Annotated in this window: 19 protein-coding genes and 1 pseudogene; 9 read left to right on the top strand and 11 right to left on the bottom strand. The window is 46.2% G+C overall.

Features of this window, described 5'->3' with window-relative positions:
• Positions 1-451: 451 nt before the first annotated feature.
• The 4 genes from IX84_RS25905 to IX84_RS25890 form a co-directional block, all read right to left on the bottom strand.
• On the bottom strand, positions 452-715 hold the full coding sequence (locus IX84_RS25905) for a hypothetical protein (RefSeq protein ID WP_044228039.1): 264 nt from the start codon (positions 713-715) through the stop codon (positions 452-454).
• Between the two features lie 61 nt (positions 716-776).
• Positions 777-1,268: a hypothetical protein gene (locus tag IX84_RS25900; protein WP_238578345.1), complete on the bottom strand. Its 492-nt coding sequence runs from the start codon at positions 1,266-1,268 to the stop codon at positions 777-779.
• A gap of 1 nt (position 1,269) precedes the next feature.
• Complete coding sequence (locus tag IX84_RS25895) at positions 1,270-2,040, bottom strand: SDR family oxidoreductase (RefSeq protein WP_044228037.1); 771 nt, start codon at positions 2,038-2,040, stop codon at positions 1,270-1,272.
• A gap of 12 nt (positions 2,041-2,052) precedes the next feature.
• On the bottom strand, positions 2,053-2,388 hold the full coding sequence (locus IX84_RS25890; protein ID WP_044228033.1) for a hypothetical protein: 336 nt from the start codon (positions 2,386-2,388) through the stop codon (positions 2,053-2,055).
• A 78-nt stretch (positions 2,389-2,466) separates the two neighbouring features.
• Here IX84_RS25890 and IX84_RS25885 point away from each other — a divergent pair, with 78 nt between their 5' ends.
• Positions 2,467-2,898: a winged helix-turn-helix transcriptional regulator gene (locus tag IX84_RS25885; RefSeq protein WP_044228031.1), complete on the top strand. Its 432-nt coding sequence runs from the start codon at positions 2,467-2,469 to the stop codon at positions 2,896-2,898.
• 150 nt (positions 2,899-3,048) lie between these two features.
• On the opposite strand, the gene IX84_RS25880 is transcribed toward IX84_RS25885, so the two are convergent.
• The 6 genes from IX84_RS25880 to IX84_RS31545 all read right to left on the bottom strand — a co-directional run bounded on the left by IX84_RS25880 (position 3,049) and on the right by IX84_RS31545 (position 9,647).
• The gene (locus IX84_RS25880; protein WP_044228028.1) at positions 3,049-4,134 is read right to left on the bottom strand and encodes a ligand-binding sensor domain-containing protein; all 1,086 of its coding nucleotides are present in this window, start codon (positions 4,132-4,134) and stop codon (positions 3,049-3,051) included.
• Between the two features lie 474 nt (positions 4,135-4,608).
• A complete protein-coding gene (locus tag IX84_RS33620) occupies positions 4,609-4,785 on the bottom strand; it encodes a hypothetical protein (protein ID WP_160213942.1) in 177 nt (58 codons plus the stop codon).
• A gap of 83 nt (positions 4,786-4,868) precedes the next feature.
• Complete coding sequence (locus IX84_RS25875) at positions 4,869-7,028, bottom strand: prolyl oligopeptidase family serine peptidase (protein WP_044228025.1); 2,160 nt, start codon at positions 7,026-7,028, stop codon at positions 4,869-4,871.
• On the bottom strand, positions 6,995-7,369 hold the full coding sequence (locus IX84_RS25870) for a hypothetical protein (RefSeq protein WP_044228022.1): 375 nt from the start codon (positions 7,367-7,369) through the stop codon (positions 6,995-6,997). Before IX84_RS25870 ends, IX84_RS25875 begins: the two co-directional genes overlap by 34 nt.
• A gap of 450 nt (positions 7,370-7,819) precedes the next feature.
• A complete protein-coding gene (locus IX84_RS25865) occupies positions 7,820-8,599 on the bottom strand; it encodes a LytR/AlgR family response regulator transcription factor (protein ID WP_044228019.1) in 780 nt (259 codons plus the stop codon).
• Complete coding sequence (locus IX84_RS31545; protein ID WP_152605251.1) at positions 8,580-9,647, bottom strand: sensor histidine kinase; 1,068 nt, start codon at positions 9,645-9,647, stop codon at positions 8,580-8,582. The genes IX84_RS25865 and IX84_RS31545 overlap by 20 nt, the downstream gene beginning before the upstream one ends.
• A 324-nt stretch (positions 9,648-9,971) precedes the next feature.
• Here IX84_RS31545 and IX84_RS31540 point away from each other — a divergent pair, with 324 nt between their 5' ends.
• From IX84_RS31540 to IX84_RS34725, 8 genes and pseudogenes are all read left to right on the top strand, one after another.
• The gene (locus IX84_RS31540; RefSeq protein WP_052516414.1) at positions 9,972-12,215 is read left to right on the top strand and encodes a T9SS type A sorting domain-containing protein; all 2,244 of its coding nucleotides are present in this window, start codon (positions 9,972-9,974) and stop codon (positions 12,213-12,215) included.
• A gap of 136 nt (positions 12,216-12,351) precedes the next feature.
• The gene (locus IX84_RS25850) at positions 12,352-13,536 is read left to right on the top strand and encodes a T9SS type A sorting domain-containing protein (protein ID WP_081968952.1); all 1,185 of its coding nucleotides are present in this window, start codon (positions 12,352-12,354) and stop codon (positions 13,534-13,536) included.
• A 149-nt stretch (positions 13,537-13,685) separates the two neighbouring features.
• Positions 13,686-15,023, top strand: a complete 1,338-nt coding sequence (locus tag IX84_RS25845) for a pectin acetylesterase-family hydrolase (protein WP_052516413.1) — start codon at positions 13,686-13,688, stop codon at positions 15,021-15,023.
• A 105-nt stretch (positions 15,024-15,128) separates the two neighbouring features.
• A complete protein-coding gene (locus IX84_RS25840) occupies positions 15,129-16,280 on the top strand; it encodes a T9SS type A sorting domain-containing protein (protein WP_081968951.1) in 1,152 nt (383 codons plus the stop codon).
• A gap of 46 nt (positions 16,281-16,326) precedes the next feature.
• A complete protein-coding gene (locus IX84_RS25835) occupies positions 16,327-17,949 on the top strand; it encodes a cadherin repeat domain-containing protein (protein ID WP_052516412.1) in 1,623 nt (540 codons plus the stop codon).
• Between the two features lie 196 nt (positions 17,950-18,145).
• Complete coding sequence (locus tag IX84_RS34385; RefSeq protein WP_262501672.1) at positions 18,146-18,280, top strand: hypothetical protein; 135 nt, start codon at positions 18,146-18,148, stop codon at positions 18,278-18,280.
• Positions 18,281-18,310: 30 nt separating this feature from the next.
• On the top strand, positions 18,311-18,772 hold the full coding sequence (locus IX84_RS25830) for a hypothetical protein (RefSeq protein ID WP_044228011.1): 462 nt from the start codon (positions 18,311-18,313) through the stop codon (positions 18,770-18,772).
• A 233-nt stretch (positions 18,773-19,005) separates the two neighbouring features.
• Positions 19,006-19,053, top strand: a pseudogene (locus IX84_RS34725) (SUMF1/EgtB/PvdO family nonheme iron enzyme); the annotation flags it as partial.
• Positions 19,054-19,315: 262 nt separating this feature from the next.
• On the opposite strand, the gene IX84_RS25825 reads toward IX84_RS34725, so the two are convergent.
• Entirely contained in the window at positions 19,316-20,920 is a 1,605-nt protein-coding gene (locus IX84_RS25825) for an Eco57I restriction-modification methylase domain-containing protein (RefSeq protein ID WP_044228008.1), read from the bottom strand.
• Positions 20,921-21,278 lie beyond the last annotated feature (358 nt).

Below are 21,278 nucleotides of genomic sequence, written 5' to 3'. Positions count from 1 at the left end.
TATGATTGAGCATAAAGATAATTCAAATACTATAATCTAGTGCCGGAGGCACTAGAATCAAAGCTGTTAATAAAGCTGTTCTCTTGAGATGCAATTTTTTCAACATGCTACAATTTTTTCATTTTCCATGGCCAGGTATACTGACGATTAAGTGGTTTGCCACAGCAAACCTACTCAATGCTTGCCCTGACAAGCTATGCTTCGTCACGGACCGATGTCGCAAATCAGTTCGTATTGCGTATAATTTAATAATGCACGGCCAAACCCAACCGCTCAAGATACCTCCTCCCCCCAAATTATCCTAACCTAAAACTCCCTTCAAACAAAAATAGGCCAGGCAGTCAAAAACCAATGCGCATATGAAAATCAGGCTGGCTGGAGAGTGCCTGAGGCGCACCGTGGGCTTCAAAGCTCACGGCTGCCTACTCGATGGGCTGTGGTTTCTTCGTCTTTATAGCGTTTCAAACCATTCATTGAACTTTTGGCTCATTTGTTTTGGGTGGCTTTCAGTTAAAAAGTGTTTCCCTTTGCCCAAGTACAAATAGGTTGCATTTTTGAAGTTTCCTTTAGCGTATTCTACTGCTTCTCTTTGGTTGACCAACCCCTTTTTTGCGTAGAAATATAAAATCGGAATCTCTGTTGCTTTCATTCCGTTTGAAATCGTGTCCAGCATAGCTGCAAAATCACTTTCTCCCTTGCCTTTAGTAAAAGACAATACTGCCGGGTCTGGCCCATTGGTTATAGCGTAGCGTCTTTCTGTATTTTCTTGTTCATAGTTACTTCTTTCGTAAGTTTTTGAAAAGCCTGATGAAGATGTAGATGTGGCTTAGGAATGTCGCTAAACCATAGGTCACAAACATCAGCCAAATGAAGCCAAGGTTTTGATTGTAAAGTTCCAGGCCAAAGAATTGCGGAAAAGCGGTAATTAAATCTCCAAATCCTACGAGGTTGAATATCCAAACCAGCGGAATGGCAAAACGCCACTTATTTTTTAGGCCAATAGCGGTTATGATTGCTAAAACAGCCGTGGTGAAGTCTAATATGCCGACTGTGTTTAGAAATTCGGCAGGAAAGCCGTCATAAAACTGCTCTTTTGCCATAAATGACAAGCCTAAGTATCGAAAAGTATTAAGGAAAACGAAGGGTAAAAGTGCATCCTGAATGGATAGGTTGGCAAGGCGTGGTTTTATCCACCACTGGAAAGCAAGAATTATTGCAATTGTGCCTGTTATGGCTTGCAAGTTGATAATCGTAAAATTGTCCATCATTTTAAATTGTGTTTGGTACAGCTTGTTTATTGAGTTGTTTGAATATGAATTTTGGAGCAAGTCGGCTCATGAATTTCAGTTGTTTAGAAATTCCTGGCGTGATTTCCTCTTTGCCACTAATGAAATCCTTCCAAAAAATCGTTGCTAATTTTTCGGGTGGCATTGGTTTCAAATTATCGTCTTCGGCAATGTCTGCTCCGTGTGCTAAGGGAGTGTCTACGACTGGTGGTAAAAGTTCAATAACTTTAATACCGTGAGGTTTCAGTTGCGGGCGAATACCTAATGTCCAAAAATGCAAGGCTGATTTTGTGCCCGAATAAACGGGTGCTTGAGCAAAAGGCACATAAGCCAATCCTGAAGAGACATTGACCAATACTGCGTTCTTACTTTTTTTCAATTGTGGTAGAAAGTAGTGCAATACTCTAATAGGCGAATTGTAGTTGATTTCAATTTCCTGCATTTGTTTTTGCAGGTCATTGCTTTCGTTTCCGGCATCGACTAAGTTCATGATGCCGGCATTATTGACAAGGATATCAATGCCGCCAAACTTTTGTTGAACATCACCTGCCAGCGTTCTCACTGCTGCCTCATCTGTTACATCACTTTGGTAGATATGGATTTCAGGATTTTCCTGTTTGACTTTTTTAAGTTTATCGAGATTTCGGCCCGTTATGATGACGGTATGGTCATTCTCCAGGAACTTCATGGCTAAGGCAAGCCCAATGCCTGATCCTCCACCTGTGATCAGTACTTTTTGATTCGACTGTTTCATTCAAATTTTAGTTTAAAGTGAACCTGAATTGAGTAGTTTGGCCTGAAACCAAAGCATCAGGGTAGTTGGAATTAATTCAATTAGAATAAGAAAAATGAAAAAGGGGGTAGCAGGGTAGTTGACCAATGCCGCAGCTCTGACAAGACCACCAATGAAAACAGCCACCATTAAGAAGCGGAATAAGGCCGTTTCTGACGGATTCCAAGCCACATAGAAAAACGCCAAAGAGGTAGCCATCCAAAAAACACCAATTCCAATCAGCATGACAGCTGATACGATACTTGCCCAGATGCCAATGCGTATATGTTTTGGCTGGCTCTTAATGGCTAAAAATGATCCTTTTTCCATTCCTTTTGTTAGTTTTGCTATTAATTCAGTAGCAAAAGTAATCAAAAGTTTTCATTACTATCAAAACAGTAGTAAAAAATGAAAAATACTTTCCGCTCCGGTTGTCCAATTGCCTGCACTTTAGATATTCTAGGTGACAAGTGGTCGCTTTTGATCGTTCGGGATATGTTAGTTCAGGGGAAGAAAACGTTCAAAGAATTCTCCAGTTCTCCAGAAGGAATTGCACCGGGCATTTTGTCTTCAAGATTAAAGTGGTTAGAGGGGAACGAGCTGATATCAAAACAGAAGCTACCCGACAACAAAAAGGAAAACATTTATTTATTAACCGAGAAAGGAATAGAGTTAGCTCCTGTGATTACAGAGATCATTTTATGGAGCGATAAGAATTTAAGGAAGCACAATGCAGCTATGTACTCCATTTCAGAAGCAGGTTTCAATCAAGACAAGGTAAAAGTAACCGAGGGGATTCAAAATAATTATCGTGCAATGGTTCATTCCCTCTTAGGTTGAATGTGCTTTTTTAAAATTCCAGCCAATGGGGGAGCTCCGTGAGGCGCCGGACTCTGGCTCATGAAGCATCAGCAAGCCGTGAGTTGGTGTGAAAGGCGCTCCCCGCTAATCTGGCGACTGTCGGGCCATCTACCCGGCTGTTGGCTGCTTTTATACCTTCGGTACAAACTTTTCGAAAGTTTCTCCATTTTGCTTATATACCCCGTCATTATTGGTTCCTAGCCAAAGCGTCCCGTTGCTGTCTTGGTAAATGGAAACAAGAAGGATAGTTTCAATTCCGTTGTGAATTTCCTGGTTGGAAAGCGATTCTCCATCATATTTCCAAACTCCACCGCCATAAGTTGTCATCCATAAATTCCCTTCTTTATCTGTAATTCCAGAGTTGAAATACAGGATTTTATCTTTCACTATTTCTTTGGGCAAAGCTACAGCCTTCACTTTTTCATATCCTTTGCTTAGGTCAGGGTTGATTTTGTATTTACTATAAAAATTGCTTAGCCAGAAATATCCGTCTTTATCTTGAATCATTGAGCGCACACCGGGTACCCTTCCATCCGGAAGCGTTGAGAGTTCCTTTTCGCCAATCCACAAAAATGATTTTCCATCAAAGCGAAACGCCCCTGCATTGATTGTGCCGAACCAGACATTTCCATCTCTATCCTTGTCAATGCCATAAACAGTATAAGGGTTGTACTGCATTTCTTCAAGAGGCATATTAGGATCCATGCTATAGAGTAAAGAATCTTGCCGGGGAAGCGATAAATCATGAAGCCACTCTCCGTCAAAACGATATAAATAATCACCAATCCCATTGAACCACAAATCAGTTGGTTCATTTTTCCATTTGCTGTCTGGTGATTTTATAACCTTTAGGATCGTCAATTTTGTTCCGTCAAACTTGCTCACACCGATAGGCGTTTCCATATAAATATTGCCCTTTGTATCTTCCTGAATTCCCCGAACCTGATTATGAACCAATCCATCGCTCGTCGTAAATTGCTTTAGCTTTTTCCCATCATAGTGATAAATACCTTTTCCGTTGCTACCGAACCAAAAGTCCCCTTTTGTGTCCTGATAAACTTTCCAAATGTGGTTATCAAGCTCCGTGACCTTTTTGCCGATTTCAAAAGGTATGATTTCAGCATTTTCAGGCTCAGGTTTCACTTGCCCATTGCAAGAAATCAAGTTGCTGGAAACAAGAATCATCAGGATTAACTTGACCGGATTTATATTCATGTCGATTTTTTTGATTTTAGTTACCGGATAAATAGACCGGCTAGGTGAGGAGGCAGGCTCTAAGTTACGGTTTTTAATCGCCCCGCTGCACCACTGACCAAGTTACCAAAACCCAGACTAAGTACAGCACCCAATATGCCTTTTCCTGCTGTATTCATTTTTCGATTTTCAGGATAATACACCTGGAGTCCACATTTACTATTTGTGTGCCGTTTTCCATTTCAATTAGGGGGCGATCCCAATAGTTATGGCCACAACAAACAACATTCCTTTTTGAACGCTCCAGCACCGCTCTGATTTTATGGTTTCCGGGTAATTCCGGATTAACGTTATTTGGCCCTTCATGGAGTAAGATAAAGTCAGGTTGTGCCAAAAGCAGCTTTTTCAATTCCTTTAAGTGCTCACTTTCGTCATTTCTAAAAGGCTTATCAAGGCGTCCTATGATTCCACTTAGGCCCCCAATTTTCAGCGCTTTTACTTTTCTAACATGGTTATGCAAATAGTAAATCCCTTCTTCCCGGACAAAAGACTTAAACGCTTCGTGTTCTCCGAAATCATCATGATTTCCACTGGTATCTCTCCCCCCCCCTGTGCAACAACTTTATAACTAAACCGCTCAATCGGGTCTAAATCATTCAGCTCTATCTTCATTTTTATTGTTTTCACAGCAACTTAAAATGCTTGGTCTGTCACCGTTAAGTTGCCCGATTCCCGGGGAAGGCTACCCCAACATCTTACTCAGACGGCACAGCAAGGTGCCGGTCAAAGTATTCGATGATCTTGCCAAACAGGTAGCGATCGTAGTTCCGTTCACGGCTCCATCCATGCGTCGCACCCGGTGCAAACGCAAAGTCGAAGTCCTTGCCTTGTTTAATCAGTTCTTCCGCTAACGCGGCTGTGGTCTTGAAGGGGACCACATGGTCCTGCATGCCGTGGATGAACAGGAGTTTATCCTCCAGATTCGCTGCATAGTTGACCGCTTTTCTTTCGAAAATCTCCGGGTGGGTCTGTGGGGTACGAACAATCGCCACGTCGTCCGTGCCGAAAAACGCCGGGTCAACCGCTGCCGCTGCCGCCACCCCTACCTGGAACAAGCCCGGCTTCATCAATAGCGAATAAACGGAGAGGGTGCCACCGTAACTGCTGCCCCAGATGCCGATGCGGTCGGGATCGACATAATCCAGAGATTCCATGTAGGCAACGGCACTGGCATAATCCTCAATGTCCTGGCCGGCAAAGCCCAGCAGGAATGCTTCCCGGAATGCCCGGCCATAACCGTTGCTGCCACGTGAATCCACTTGCACGATGACATATCCCTTCTTAGCCAACAACTGCTGTACGAGGCTGTAGTTACCAGCCCAGCGGTTCCTCGCAGTATTCGAATAGACAGGCCCAAACAGCACCGGATATTGCTTACCGGGCTGCATGTTGGCAGGTTTGAGAATCCGCGCATGCAAGGTGTAGTCATCCACAAGACTGGGAAAGCTGACGTATTCCGCGGCCGCCCAGCTTCGCTTTGTGAAGGCGGGTAAGGGCGAGTGGGTTACTCGCGTAGCGTCACCACCTTCGCTGCTTACCACGTAAAGCTCGGGCGGTGAGGTGTCGTTGCTGTGCATGAACACCAGGTGCCGCCCATCCGGTGAGGGGTAGCCATCGTTGCGCCCCGGAAGACGCGTCACCTGCTCGGGATCGCCACCGGACAGATTCAGGCGGTACACGTGCTGTTCGTATGGATTAACGCCGTTGCCTGCATAAAACAGGGCATCACCAGCAACACTTGGGCCGGACAGCACATCGTAGGACGGATCAGTCAGGAGCTGCGGACGATCTCTGGACGGTGAGGCATCGATGCTGTACAGGCCGTAGCGATCGCCTATATCGCTTAAGAAAACGGCCTGCTTTCCATCCGGATGCCAGGCAGACCCAAATGAGGTGTACATACGGCTCTCCCGAACGCCCCGCCAAATCTCACGCACCTGGCTTTCTCCGGGTGCAACGACAAACAGCTTACGTTCAACCGCCGTATCAGATGCAGTATCAACCAACAGCGTACCGTCTGGTGACCAGTTGAAGTCGATGACCTGATTGGCGTCCGGGTCTGGCAAGTCGAGGTACGTAATATTACCGCTTTCCACATCGAGCAGGCCCACCCTTCGACTCTCGTTTGGATCGCCCGGGTAACCCCGGCGGACCTCGTTGGGATTGGTTTCGGAAGCGAGGTAATCCGGGAAGGGCACCTTTCGCATCTGGCGCCGGTCAACGACATGAATCGCGATGGTCTTGCCATCCGGGGACCACTTGTAGGTTGGCCCGCTCCAGATGCCCGGGCCAATTTCACGTTCCGGCCGGCTGTAGCGCCCCTTCGGTAAGTCCGAGAGACTGGCAATGCCGAGCTCGGTGAGCGGTCGATTCTGCTTGGAGGTGAAGTCAGCAAGCCACAGGTCACCGTTGCTGATATACGCCGCCTGTTTGCCGTTTGGCGATATCGACAGGTTATGTGCACCTGCCTCGACGGGCATCAACTGGATATCCTCACCCTGGCTCAGCGAAGTCCGCCACAGGTGGCCACCTCGCAGGCTAACGATGGTGTTCGCATCGGCCCAGGCCACATCGCGCACGGACGCGGAGGCCGTATCGGAACGGAGGCGCACTTCCTTCCCATCGCTTGTGGATACCCAGAGCCCACGCCCGGGATTTCCAGGCTCACTCCAGGAAAAGGCGAAGTGCCCGCTGTTCGGTGCCCACGCAGGCCGGGACGGAGTTGTTCCCGTCAGTTTTGGCGTTGCGAATAGCTCATCAAGCGTGAGCTCGCCTTCCTGTGCTGTGCCTGCTGCGTGCATCGCCATCAGTAAGGCGGCTGCTACCCATGTCTTCCAAAAAGAGATCTGTTGCATGTGTTTGCTTTAGAGAAACTGTTTGGTAAAATAATCTTATACTGCACAAATAGCACGTTCGCCATTGGAGCATGCGCTTTTTGAAGGTCTTCCAAATTGGGGTTTTTGGTTTTCTCGTCACCTCTTCCTTGGCGTATTACGGCAATATATGCGAAAACTATGCTCTCAACTGCTTCTGGATTAACGTAAACCTCCAATTTTCGCGCCGATACCATTCTGTTCCAGAGCGCCTGATACTTACCACCGGTGTTTGGTAGCAATACCTCACCAAAGTACGCTAAAGTAGCCTTTTTTCGGCTTTCGAGCCAGTTAATCAGCTCAGGAACGCGCACAGTAGACATAGCTCGCCTTAGATTGTAACCAATCGCAATCAAACTCCATTCTCCGCCGACCGCCCTTGAAGAGAGTGTAGGTGGCTTGGTTGTTCCGAAATGATGTTCCAAAATGGGCTGCCTTCGTTGGTAAAGCTAAAGGGGGGCAAATAAACCGAATTGAGGAACGTCACGACCTTGCCTGCGAGATATAAACCATGGGGAAATAGGTACGACTTTTACTTTCTTTTTGGCTTTTTTACGCAATACGAAGTGGTCTCCTACTGGCGCTGACGGCCAGCAAGGGGAACGATAAATGTCGGGTCTTTGATCCAGACATTCATCGTCTGGAATCTTAGATTTGCGACATCGGTCCGTGACGAAGCATAGCTTGTCAGGGCAAGCATTGAATAGGTTTGCTGTGGCAAACCACATCGTCAGTATAAATGGAAAATCAAACGCGGGCTATTACAATTTTCACTAAGAACTAACATTTTTCTCATCGCTCAGCCATGCCTTTAACTTGGAGGCATTGGCTTTACTAACTACAATTTTGTCCTTTTCCTGGGGTTGAAGGTTGACGATCAATCTGCCGTTAAAGTAAGTTTGCAGGGACTTGATAGCAGATCGCTGGATCAAATATTGCCGATTGGCTCTGAAAAATAATTCCGGATCTAAGTCTTTCTCCAAATCCTCCAGCTTCTCATTAAAGCTGTAAGTCTGATTATCTGTGGTCATACCTCTTACAATCCCATCCTGGATGAAAAAGAAAGCAAAATCACTAGACGCAATAGGGATGAATATTTCCTTCTTTTGAACCAGAAATGAATTTCGAAATATCTTTTTGGGACTATTTACCAGGCTCATCAGTGCTTCTATTTGTCGAGTAGAAACAAGCGTTTTCCGGTGCTTGTCTTTAAATTTATGTATAGCCTTTTTTAGTTCTGATTCCCGGATCGGTTTCAACAAATAATCAATGCTGTTTAATTTAAAAGCCTGGATGGCATATTGGTCATACGCAGTTGTGAAAATAATGGGGGCTACCGGTTCCACTTCCTTTACGATCTCGAAAGAGTTTCCATCTGCCAAATGGATATCCATAAATACAAGGTCATACGCCTTGTTTTCCTTAAAAAAAGCAATGGCATCCGATACCGTTTCGATCGATTCTATAATTTGGATGTCAGGTGCTACAGACTTTAGTAAGTAGCTCAGGTTATCTGCCGCTGATTGCTCATCTTCAATGATTATGGCCTTCATTTTTCAGTATGGGTAATTTGACAGTAAAATAGTTTTCATCCTGATAGATTCGGATGTCTCTCTTTTTCAAGAGTTTAAATCGTACAGATAAGTTGAGTAAGCCTGATCCCGTGCCTTCTGTTGCATCCCTTCTTTTATGGATCTGGTTTCGAATAATCAAATCCGTTCCATTCGGATAGATTTCCATTAAGAGGGGTTGATGGGTTGAAACGATATTATGCTTGATGGCGTTTTCCGCCAGTAATTGCAGCGAAAATGAAGGAATAAATTCCTTTTTCCAGCTTTCGGGGATTTGGACATCTACCTTGAATTTTTCACCAAACCTTTCCTTTTGTAGAAAAATATAGCTTTCCAGATATTCCAATTCATTTTGAATCGGGATGAAGTCATTTTCGCTTCTCAGTAAAGTAGCCCTTAAAAGCCAGGATAGCTGATCCACAAACGGTAAAGCACGATTGGATTTATTGCGAATCAAAACCGTAAGCGAATTTAAAGCATTAAATAAAAAGTGGGGATTGATCTGGGAACGCAAAGCTTCTAACTGATGCTGTAAAGCACTCTGTTTGGCCTGTTCCTTTTCCCGAATGGTCTGTTGTTGTTGAAAACTTAGATTGACGAAGCGGGCCAGTAACAATAAGATAGGATGGACAACCAGAAAATCGGTTGTTATGATCGCAATGACATGCCTGTTTTCAAAAGAACCAGATAAGAAATTCACCATTACCGTAGTGGTGGTGATGACTCCCAGGATGAATATCCCAAAGTTGATGCTGATATTGAATACCTTTCGTCTTTTGAAGGTAGCGTTCCATTTGTTTTTCCAGAGAATATTAAAACTCAATACTAAACAAGCATAAGCAAAAAAGAAAAGCATCCTTAGCAGAACGGCTTCGATAGTCACTCCAAAGTCTGCAGCCAGTCCCTCGCGGTCAGCTACTACCAATATTACGCGTTGAAAGTGCATTAAAATGGTAATCGCGAGTGCGCCGAGGATGACTATTTTGGTCTTGTTTTTTAGCATATACCTACCATCTGGTTGTTTCTTCAAAAAGTTAAGTTAGGCATTGTAAAGCCGTTAGGTCATAGGTAAGAGGCTCCAAGTCTGCATTTATCTTAGATACGCTTGTTGTCAGCATTCAAAGCTAAGAGAAGTTTCGCTGCGCAACTTGTAAAATCCAAGTGAACTCACCGAAAACGGTCGTGAAACGACTTTTTCGGCAGGTAAAGTCTTTTGCCATCCACTACTTCCCCGGATATCTTTTGAGCTACCCTCCAGTCACTTCACTGGCTTCGAAGGAGACTTCACCCTGTCCACAGGTTGCTTCACACCATTCGCCTGCGAGGTGCAGGATTCAAACTGATAGTTTCGCAAGTGAACGACAGGCCCAATGATGAAGAGGCTGCATCTTTATTTGAACAAGAAAACAACACCATTATGCTCAATTCCAAGACGATCTGGATCACATTGCTGGCCGTATGCTGTGAAATCGGTGTGCGTGCTCAGCAGATACCCTCATCAGAGTTCAGCGCACTCGTGGCGCTCTACAATGCCACCGACGGCCCAAACTGGACGAACAACACGGGCTGGAACACGGGCACGAACAACGTAGACGGCGGCGGATGGTATGGTGTAACGGTCGAAAACGGTCATGTCACGGAGTTGTTTCTGAGCCAGAACGGGTTGGCGGGCACACTCCCTACAGCCCTGGGCGATCTCGACCAATTGACCACGCTGTATCTGTCGTACAATGATCTCACGGGGCCGATCCCCGCCGAATTGGGCAACCTGAGTCAGTTGGAGATCCTCTTTCTCACAAGCAATTCACTCACGGGTTCTATCCCCGCTGCCCTAGGTGATCTTGACCAACTGACCGGGCTGTATCTGGCCAACAATTCGCTCACGGGCCCCATCCCAAGCGAATTGGGCAATCTGAGCAGCATCACCGACATGACGCTTTCGAACAACGCGCTCACGGGCCCCATCCCCCCTGAACTGGGCAACTTGAGCACCCTGATCTACCTCCAACTGGTCAACAACGACCTCACAGGGGAGATCCCGGCCCAATTGGGCAACCTCAGCCAACTGGACTGGCTCAGGCTTTGGGGAAACGAACTGACAGGTGCCATCCCTGCCGAACTCGGCAATCTGAGCAATCTGAGCTGGCTGGAGCTGAGCGACAATCAGCTTTCCGGCACGATTCCACAGGAAGTTATTGACCTGATCAATGGAGGAAACCGGCCAACCAGGATGTATCTGCAGAACAATGCATTCACGGGCATCGGGACAATGCCCCAAACGCTCTTCGCGGATTTCGAAGTTCACAACAATCAATTGGATTTCAACGACTTGGTGAACAACACCAGCAACCTAGCCACGAACAAATACTCACCGCAGCGCTTCGCGCAAGACCCCATGAGCATTGCCCTGAGCCAAGGTGACGCATTCAGCCTGACCGCGAACCCTTCCGGGCAGAACCTGGCCTACCTGTGGCAGAGGAACTACACCGTTCTGGGCATCGATGCCCCTGTGGTCTCTGTTTCGTCAGCCTCCCTTCAAGATGCAGGCATATACTTCTGTACGGTCACCAGCCTCGATATGCCCGATCTGAGGATCTTCTCTGACGAAGTGACTGTTACGGTGGACGGTCAGACAAGTACCTGCGAAGATGATGACGGCCTGCCGCTCGGTCTGATCTGGCGCGGTGCGGTGGTCTCCGCCGAAACGAACGGTTCGCCGGACTTTCAGGGCGTGGTCAACGACAGCGTGACCATCGTCCCTACGGGTCAACCGAACCGCTACACCATCTCCGCTCATGTGGCGGGTGCCTTCGGCTTCGAGGCCCCCGGCGATTTCTACGCCGATTGCGCGGGAGGCGCACACCTGTATGAGACATGGTCCTTTGGCATCGCCAATGACGGCAGTGACTTCGGTGGCGCATTCAGCAGCTACGACCCAGTCACGCACACCCTGCGCCTGTCGAGCCATACACTCAGTACATTCCCGGCATTTACCACCTTTGCCGTGACCGAGTTCACGCCCTACGTGGCCCCGCCAAGGCTGTCCAACCGCTCCGTGGCATGGACGTCGGCTTCTGGCGCAACGGTCGGCACGCTGTCTACCTTCATCGACCCGAACAGCGACAGTACGAACTACGCGCTGGTCAATGGTCAGGGCGACACGGACAATGCCCTCTTTGAGATCATCGGCACAGCGTTACGCCTTGTTGCGGACTATTCGCCTTCCGGGCCCGAAACGCTTTCCGTGCGATTGCGGGCCATACATGACGACCGCCCCCATACTATGGACAGCGTGTTCGTCATTGAGGTCACGGAGGGGACTGTTTCCGCCTTGGCAGACCGCCCTTACGAGTCCCTGTCTATCTTTCCGAACCCGACAGTTGATTTGCTGAATATTCGCTTCCATGGTGCAGGCAGTGAAGCGGTCGAATGCACCATCCACGACATGTCTGGTCGACGAATGCTCACGAGGATCTTCACCACCTCCCCCGGATCAACTACCCATCAACTCGACCTGACCGGCCTTCCACATGGCATCTACCTGCTGAGAATAGAAACAGATGCAGGGCCCGTTGTTAAGAAAATTGTCAAAAATTAGTGCCCCAAGTTGCTTCACCGGCCTCAAAGTAGATTTCACTTTGTGCATGGGTTACTTCACTCCAATTTCCTCAAGACTACACAGATCAGCGCTGTAATTTTGAATCAGTTAAAACATCCAAATTGAAAAAAGCATCATGAAGAACTTGTCCATATTTACGCTACTTGTCAGTGTTTTACTTTGCTCGACCTTGTCAGCTCAGCAAAGCATTTCGGGAAGTTTCTCCAGCAATGGAAATACCAGGGCTTACCTGGGAGCCATACCCGATAACCCTGAGCCACCCATGCGACTCGTAATCCTCTTTTGTGGAGTAGGAGAAACTGCTGAGCAAATGGCAAAAAGGCATTTTAATGATTACATAGGAAACAATACTATGGTGGTTTATCCAGAACCTTGGTTCTGGTTGAGTTCCTTTGGTTATGAAATTGGATCAGAGCAGGATGATTTTCAAATGGTAGAGGATTTAATTGGTCACATTAACTCCAATTACTCCATCGATCTAAATGATATATGCATTGGCGGGTTGTCCAATGGTGGTTCGTTTACCTATAATTTGGTGTGCGAGTACAATAGCACAACATCGACCCGGCCTTACCGATTTAAAGCCTTTGCAGTGGTTGCAGGTGCTATGCTAGCTTCCGATTTGAACGTGGATAGCTGTAATATAGCACAGGAGGTTCCCCTGATTGCCATTCATGGCACCGCCGATCCGGCAGCTTTTTACGAAGGAAATTCCTTTTACTATAATGGACAAGACACCTTTTGGTACTACAATGCGCACACGGAGGACGTGGTAGAATTCTGGGCCAGGACCATCAACGGTTGTGACGCAAATCCTTCGGTTACCCCTCTGCCAGATTTAGTAACAGAACCACAAGAACCATCAACGGTAGAACTCATCGAGTATGATTGTGATAATTGCAGCAACACTCAACTGTATAAAATAAATAACGGATGGCACACCTGGCCCACAAGTGATGCGGTAAACGACAATTTGTATGGAGGGCATAATCAGGATATAATTGCTTCCCAGCTGATTGCGGAATTTTTTGAATGTACTTCCACCGTAGTTTCAACTACTGATGTGCATTTAGATCCTAATAGCGTGTCGGTATACCCAAATCCAGTTGAAGATGAGCTTTCCATTCAAGTGAACGGTGACCTGAAGAGGGTTGAAATATATAGCCCAACTGGCAAAAAAGTGCGGTCTAACGGAGCGCCCGATTCTACCATTTCTCTGGGGCATTTGCCGTCTGGTATCTATTTTCTGAGCGTAGAAACCGCTGCAGGTACCATCATGAAAAAAATCATTAAAAACTAAGGACCACATCATGGTCGACCCTGAGTCGATTCCTTAGTTATCTGACGAAAATAAACCGATCAATTTTTCCAAGCAGTATTGATCATTCTTACAGTTTAACGCCTGTAAGACAGGCTAATCATTATCCATAAACCAATAAAAACAGTGCTATGAAAAGGTTTTTCTTATTTGCTCTAGTTATCAGTTTTTTACTTTTCTCGACCGGTTGCGACCAGGAAGATGATATAGTACCTGCTGCCGTCACTGCTGATTTTACGGCGAACCAGTTCGTGATAGAGGAAGGCGGCAGCATCGATTTTACCGATCTTTCAACGGGCGATCCGACTTCCTGGAACTGGGCGTTCGAAGGAGGAGAACCGGCCAGCTCTACCGAGCAAAATCCTACCGTGAGCTATGCCGTTGCCGGTACCTATGAAGTGAGCCTGACGGTCACCAATGGAGATGCAGCAGACACAGAAACCAAAGCCGCCTATATCATCGTCAATCAAAATGCAACGCCATTCCAGGAACTCTATGACCAGGGTATAGACAATTACCTCGGCGTGTTTACCCCAGCTTCTTCAAATGTGGTGATGCCAGGCCTTACCGAACATACTTTTACCGGGATGGATGGGCCCATCTGCTTTACCGGCAACCAATTCTCCATGTTTACCCGAGATGGAAGCAGTAACAACCTGCTGATTTTTCTGCAAGGCGGTGGTTTTTGTAGCCCTCTTGCTTGCGAAGCGGTCGAAGAAGGAATTCCACTCGTTCCTTTTGGAATATTAAGCCCTGCGGACTCACAAAATCCTGCCGCAAATTATGATGTAGGCTATGTGCCCTACTGTGATGGCTCCGGGATGATGGGCGATAATGAAGTAGATAGTGACGGCGATGGCATGAATGACCGATTTTTTAAAGGGATTCAAAATTTATCCGCTTCACTCGATGTGATTGCTCAAACCTATCCTGCTCCCGGTAAGATCGTGCTCGCGGGGAATAGTGCGGGCGGTTTTGCCGTACATGCAGCCTTGCCGCTGGTCCGAAAACTGTATCCGGATGTTCGGATTGAAGTGATCAATGATTCAGGCGTGGGTATTCTCGGCCCCGGGGGAATGCAAACGTTGATTAATTACTGGAATGCCGGCGCATTTTTCCCATTGAGCTGCACCGATTGTATAGGAGCAGACGGCAACCTTACCGATTACCATAAATATCAACTGGGCCAGGATCCTAATATTCGGATGGCATACATCAGCTCCAGGCAAGATGCCACTTTTGCTGCCTTAATTCCAGGTGGTGGAGCAGCCTTTGAAGCCCAATTGATCGAGGCGGCAGACGAACTCAATGCAGCTTTCCCGGATCGGTTTAACAGCTTGATTGCCAATGGGGAGGACCACACTTTTATCATCAGGGATTTCACTTTTCCGGTGAGCAACACCAGCGTACGTTCCTGGGTCAATGAGATGGTCAGTGAAAGCGGCACCTGGACTTCAGTGATTGATTAATACCGGCGGTAGCAGCGTCAACATCGATAGTGCCAAACTGACAAGGTGGTTATGCACCACCTGGGGCATAACCACTAACTCAAGTCAACATAAAATTTAAAAATCATGCACAGAATATTCTTTTTGTTTCTAATGTTACTCCCCTTTTTTACCAGGGCTCAACAAACCATCAACTACAGCATTTTAGTGGATTCCGTACAGCGTGAATTCATTCTTTATGTTCCTGCTTCCTATAATGGAAACACCAGTGTACCGCTTGTCTTTAGTTTTCATGGCTTAGGAGGTAATGCTCAGGCGCAAATGGAAGACCATGATTTTCGTCCCGTAGCTGATACAGCAGGTTTTATTGTAGCGCATCCCTTAGGTGATCCGGTTATTGGCCCCGGAATTCGTGGTTGGAACTTTGGTAATGATGCGCTTCCTGACGATGTACTATTCACTTCCGAAATGATTGATACCATAGCCGCAGATTTTAACATCAACCTTGATCGGGTTTACGCTTGTGGAATGTCTTATGGTGGTTTCTTCAGTGTCTTTTTAGCTGGACAGCTTAGCGATAGAATTGCGGCTATAGCTTCTGTTGCCGGAACGATTTTAAATAATGTTCCGGATACCCTTATTTCACTTACCAGACCAATCGCATTTCTGGAAATACATGGAACTAATGATTTCAACGTTCCCTACAACGGCAATCAACTTTCAAAATCCGTTCAATACGTGCTTGACCTGTTCGTTGATCACAACAATTGTAATACAAGCCCATCAATCACCCCCTTACCAGATATCAATCCCAATGATGGCAGTACTGTTGAGCATTATATTTATGCAAATGGAGATGATGGAACAACGGTGGAGCACTTAAAGGTAGATGGTGGTGGTCATACATGGCCAGATGAAAACACCAATGCTCAAGGGGTAAACAGAGACATTAATGGCTGTGTAGAAATCTGGAAATTTTTCTCAAGGTTTGATATGAATGGATTCATCGGCGCCCCTGTGACTACAAGACTTATAGATGGGGCCCCGACAATATCTGTTTATCCCAACCCTGCTCAAGAATACATTACCATTGAAATTAAAAACCCCAGGAAAAATTTAAGGGTATACAACTACTGGGGTCAAGAATTTAATCTTCCTACCCGTTTTTTTGATGAAAAAATTCAAATTGATATCAGAAGTATTCCTACTGGTATTTACATGATTTCTTCAGCCTTTGATGGAGGACTGTTCAAATCTACCACCTTCATTAAGCAATAAAAATGAATGACTTCTTCACCGTTCATAATCAAATCGTTAATAAAAAATGAAAAATAAAATAACCACCATCATCGTATTCCTACTGGCCTTTACCATGGGTTGCTCTGATGACGAAGTGCTTCTACCAACAAATACCGCGCCTACCATCTCCGATCAATCCTTTTCGATTGAAGAAGATGCCTCTGTAGGTACTTCTCTCGGAACTGTAGTGGCTTCAGATGTGGATGAAGACCCACTAACCTTTAGTATTGCCGATGGAAATAGTAACGAAACGTTCCAATTAGATAGCCTTTCAGGTGAACTCACCCTTTCCGGAATGCTTGATTTTGGCGTGACCAGTTCATACACCCTTTCCATTCAAGTAAGTGATGTGGAGGGGGTAGCAAATGCCAATATTACTGTAAATGTCATACCGGTAGAAGCCATGACCATTTGCCCTGGTTTCCCCGGCAATTCCTTCTTTGATGGACAGCTGGCAGATGCGGATTACTGGTCTGATGAACCCGAAATTCTGTCCGCAGGTTTAGGTTTTGCGGATATTGTCGGCATTGAAGTAGATGAGATCACAGAAGCTTTAGTTGAAAGTATCGGTGGTGCCTGGGCATCCAATATCAGTTGTGCAGACACGGGTGATCGAACGTTCACGAATACAAGGTCTAATTTGGAGGCTGTATTTTGTGTGCGAACCCCTTATAATGATACATTTAAAGAAGGAGCCATCGGGCTCGATGCTTTGCCCATGGTGTTGAGTTGGCCCTGTAAAACGAGTACGATTGATCTGAGCGACTTCAAAATTACTGTGAATAATGGGGAAGAAATAACCCCTTCTGCTGTTGGCTGTTTCCCAAACGTGGAGATCAATGAGCGCAATACTATCGTCCTCGTTGGAGAGTTTGCCAACAAAAGGCCAAGTAGCGATCCAGGATCCAGATATGTTACCAAAGTTGAAATTGTAGGGGAGTTGATACTTATTGGCCCTGATGGTCAGGAGTTCAACGCGCAGGGATTATTTAAAGAAACCTTTTCAAGTCCTTATGATGCCAATAATGGTCCGGTGTTAGTCGGTGCAAAAATAAACTATTGTGATCCTAATGTAGCAGATGGGCCGTCCATTCAACTTCCAATACCGCGGCCAGGCAATGATGAATATGCCCTTTACGGAGACATCTTGGCACAAGCACAAGCAAACGGGGAGGTTTCCTGTAGAATACGGGTACTAACCTCAGGAGGTTTTTCGCCAGATGGTGTTCGGGGCGTACTGCCCACCGATTATGAAAGATTCTTCAGAATCCATGCTCTTGGTGCAAATGGCGCTACGGTAATGCTGGACCAAACTAATGTTAATTATGCCGTACAAGGTGGCACTTTGAAAGTAATTGGTCTGTCTGATCTGGGTGGAAAAGAAGGAGAGAACGGGGTCCTGTATGATGATTGTTATGATGAAGATGGGGATAACTACATCGATATTATTCTAACGGGTGACGATGCCGCTATGAGAAACATTACCCATGTAGAAGTTCCCAGTATCGCTGGTGGTTATTCCGCATTCTATAACCCCGGGGGCCCAGGCCCGACTCCTTATCCAAATGTTAGTTATACAGCTCCGGGACCGCCTGATTTAGAACCCGTAAGCATGGCATTAGATAACCCTATGAGAATTTCTAATTAACAAAATACTACAGAAGCTTGTCGGGCATCGGAAAGGTGTCTTGTTAATTTGTGCCAAATGATAAAGTAGTACTTAGCATTTAGCTTCCCCTCAATCCAAAACCAGTAAAGCCGAAAATCTAATTAGACTGAAACAAACCAAAATACCGGTAACTCAAATAACCCACAGTAGTGAAAGCCTGCTGGACGCTGAGGGGATGCATGATATCAGGTCCACCTTTGTGCAGGCGCTCAACGACATAGAGCTTTGGGTGGAAAACCGCAACGGCTACCCCTTTAAAAAGCTCAAACACTTCGGCCGTTTCTGGCTGAACCTGCAACGATCTGTCTAATCAATTTTTCTCACCAAATACAATTTAGCAATGGATAAACAATCGAAAGCGAAGCTGGAAGTCATCGCCAGGCGCCGCAACGAACTGGCCGGCGAGCGCGAGCAGCTCTCCAAGATCACCAGAGAGGAACAAGACCTGGAGTACCAGGAATTCAAGATCAAGATGGGCTACACCGAATCGCTGGGCGATCAGGCCAAAGCCCTGGAAACAGAGGCGGTCGGCCACAAAGACCTGCGCCTCACCGTAGAATTCGGTGATCAGCAGATCGAGATCGACATGAGCCGGTCGACCACTGAGAAGGTAGCAGACCTCAGCAATATTTCCGAAAAGGTGATCCGCGACCTCGCCATGTATCAGCGGCAGCTGGGCAATGGCTTCCGGATGTTGCACACGAGCGGCAACGTGGTCATGCAAACCCGCTACAACGAAGAAAAACGGAAGGACGAACAAGCGCGCATCCGTGCCGAGGCTAAGCAAACGGCTGAGGGGTAGGCGTTTCGAAGAACATTGGGAAGCCTGGGTATGGGAGTGCCCGGGCTTCTTTTGTTTGGTCTGGTGAATGAAAGAGTGGGCGCTATATTTCTCCTGATTTCGAGCTTCTGGTGTTCGTTTAGGGATGTGAGATGATTTGCAGGGGCTTGGGCTTTGGTTGGGCTGCTGTGGCTGTGAGGGCCACCATATATTCTTTTTACTGTGACATTGACTAAACCGTATCGGTTACTAACGGGCTGTACGACATAAGTGGGAATGTATGGGAGTGGTGCTCGGATTAGTATAGTGGAGTTGATTATGGATTTTGGAGGGGCGTAATCTTAAAGGACCGGATTCGGGCTTTATTTACGCGAATCACGGTGGTAGTTAGCTCAACGGTTCGCTGGGCTGCCGCGCCGCTTATCGGTCCGGCGACACGATGGGTGGCAAAGTAATATAGAAGGATTTGGATAAATTCTTGCGGAGTCAAAAAATCCTTCAGGCCGCGACTTCAAGTCGGGCAGCTGACTTGAAGGGCGAAGAGTCTGCCGGATATCCACACCCTTATCCCTGTAGATAGTTGCGGTTGCGAGGTTCAAATAGCGCGAGTTGTCCTTCTGTGCGAGTATAGCCGAAGAAGTTGGTTAGATTCACGTATTCATTTATCTGCTCAGTATCCTGATCTCTGTAAGCTTTGCGTATCTTCTTTTTTAGACTGTTGGGTAGAGCATCCAGATAAGGGATTCTAAGTTTTTTTAAGTTCTGGCTTTGCCACCTGGGATATCCTCCGTTCATTTTGTTCCCAAGCTCAAGGAGTTGGTCCCGAACAAAATCAGACATTAGGATAGCGGCTAGTAATTCCAGATCGGGAATTTCTTTTCCCGTTATGTAGTAAAGATTGTGATGAGGGTAATAATTACCCTGGTCGATATGGATAAGGGGGTTGCCGGTAATGTCCGGTAAGATGATCTTTGGGGCGTGTGTCAGTTCAGCATGGACTTTGTCAATGGTTCGATACCAGTTCTTTGGGTTCTTTTTGGCAACATGGCGCTTTACCAGCTGCTCATAGTGTTTAAAAAGGTAAGCTTTTGCTTTAGGGAATTCTCCGAGATCAATCAAGTTGCCATCGGTAGTATAGGGATTTAGAAGATAGTTTCCGCTCCAATTCACCCGCTGCCCACGGATATCTTTTGATAGAAGGATAGGAAGTAGCAGGGTTTCCTCTATGTGGCCCTTCATATCTTTGCCTATGAACACCTTATCCCGTCCGGTAGCCACCCCAATTCCAATCTTAAAGCCCTGCTCAGAAATCGCGCTCAGCTTGACTGTAGAGCCATTTAAATGATAATCACGAGCAAACCAATTGTCCGGATTATTGCTTAAAGTTCGGCTAGGCGGTGTGCCGATTGAAAAGTTGAGCAAAGATTCCAGGTCATCAAGCTGGTAATAAGGTATTGGACTTTGTCGGGTTGTATTTTGAATAGTAGTAATCGCCGGATAGGCAATAACGGATTCTTCAAAAGCATCTACATTTTCTAAATCTATGATATACTCCAGGCTGAACAGCTTAGCAATCAGTGTCCGCAAACGCTTTCCATACTGATTTTTCAACCATCGGTTGGCGCAGATATAACATAGCCTTCCGTTCTCCCTGAGTAGTTTTAGCCCTTTTTCATAGAATGGAATGTAAATATCACTGCGATGGATAAAGGTGGTAAAATGCTTTTTGTACTGCTCTTTTTTATCATTGGGTATATTCTCGTGTCTAATATAGGGCGGATTTCCAATTACCAAATCACAGGGTTCGGTTTGTGCCGTGAGAAAATCTCCGCACATTATAAACTCTTCAGCCTGCTCTTCCGATATACCTTCGAACTCTTGGAGCACCCTTCCTTTCAATATGTCGAGTGAAGTACGGTCAATGTCATAGAATTTCAGGTTTTGAAGCGCTTTAATAAAGTCGAATGAATATCGTTGGGAGGACTGATAGAGCCTTCGAATTAGAGGTAATGCGAAGGCTCCTTCCCCAGCTGAAGGTTCAATGACCCTGACTGCGCGCAGATCCCGGTCTGCTTTAAAGCCTGCAAGGTCGAGCATTTTTTCAACGACTTCAGGTTTCGTCAAAACCACTCCGTGCTCTTTACCATTCGATCGTTCTCCGTACATCATAGGAAGAGCTTTGATTTTGATTGGAGATGCCCCATAAAAGACATCAGGAAAGTGTCCAGAGAGGCTTCTTTTCCTTAGAATTCTTTTGAATACCTCTGGTCTTCCAGAAGTGCTCAACCGCTTTTTTTATATCTAATCGGTATTGATCTGTTGATAGATGATCCATAGAGGTAAAAATACCTTTTTTAATCAATTGTCCGAAAAAAGCCACAGGCTACAGGTCAACGCTAAAAGCAACTAGGCTCGACTTAAGATGCAGTCCACACACTCCGCCTGGCTCGTCATCAAATTCTCACCTTCCGTTGTCTTTGCTTTTGATTTCAACTTAACGGCCAGTGTAAATGATTTAGCGTTATAC

This window comes from Phaeodactylibacter xiamenensis (genome assembly GCF_000759025.1).
In the GTDB taxonomy this organism is placed as follows: Bacteria; Bacteroidota; Bacteroidia; order Chitinophagales; family Saprospiraceae; genus Phaeodactylibacter; species Phaeodactylibacter xiamenensis.
The sequence above is the reverse complement of the archived record's forward strand: the minus strand, read 5'-3'. Positions and strand labels throughout refer to the sequence as shown.